The sequence below is a fragment of the Candidatus Symbiothrix dinenymphae genome, from assembly GCF_001431085.1.
The window spans coordinates 1-1,063 of the sequence record NZ_BBRU01000063.1 but is presented as its reverse complement, the minus strand read 5'-3'; the positions used below and the strand labels follow the sequence as shown (position 1 = coordinate 1,063).

1 protein-coding gene is annotated in these 1,063 nt (G+C 45.5%); it reads left to right on the top strand.

Annotated elements, in window-relative coordinates; all coding sequences use genetic code 11:
* Positions 1–48: 48 nt before the first annotated feature.
* Positions 49–1,063: ATP-binding protein (locus tag ASC50_RS01085; protein ID WP_226995310.1), on the top strand; the 1,015-nt coding region annotated here is incomplete at its 3' end.

Genomic DNA, 1,063 nt, shown 5'->3' with positions numbered 1-1,063 from the left:
CGGGAATTTGACATGGCAAGCATCAACAAAAAATTTCGCTTAGTTTTTTTGTTGGATGTAGAGGAATCGGCTCGGCATCCCAAGATGAATTTATTGGTCAATAGATTGTCCGACGAACTGATTTACTGCCAATTTTCGTCCGCTCCAGAACTTTTAAGTGATGTTTATTCGAGCCTAATCGCGTTTTTGGTTGACAAAGGCGAATTGCGCGTGGAGCCATTCGATAAAAGTCCAAACAGGGATGCCTCTTTATCGGATATATCGGACGAAAAAACGGCATGGTTTATAGAGCGGGCACGGGCGGAACGAAATCTCCCCTTGGAAGTGGGTACAACGAAAAAGAAATTGCTCACGCATCTTAATTTGTTGCAAGACAATAAATTATCGAATGCCGCTCTATTGCTTTTTGGAACCCATCCGCAGCGATTTTTTCTTTCTTCAGAAATAAAATGCGCCCATTTTCATGGGACGAGGGTTGAAAAGCCCATCCCTTTCTACCAGGTGTATAAGGGCAATCTATTTGAGTTGGTTGACCAGGCAGTCAATTTTGTCTTATCAAAAATAGATTTGGCTGTGGGCACTCGCAGCCAAAGCGCAATGGTTCCCACGGCTTACGAAATACCGCCGGAAGTGATAGAAGAGGCGATAGTCAATGCGGTGGCGCATCGCGACTATGACAGTACAGCAAGCGTGCAAGTCATGCTTTTTGCCGACCGTCTCGAAATTCGCAATCCGGGACAATTGCCGTCCACACTTTCTGTCGAAACTCTGAAGCAAGACCATTCTTCTTATCCGCGAAATCCACTGATAGCCGAAGCCTTCTACCTTGCCCGCTACATAGAACGGATGGGTACCGGCATTCAAGATATGACCACACACTGCTTGGAATACGGACTGTTGGAGCCGGAATTTAAAATGACAGATGGCTTCGTAACCGTTATTCGCAGAAAAAAAGACTTGGCGTTTGAGAAAGTAGATGACAATGAAATGGGTGGTCCAATAGGTGGTCCAATAGGTGGTGCAATAGGTGGTGCAATAGGTGGTGCAATAGGTGGTGCAATAG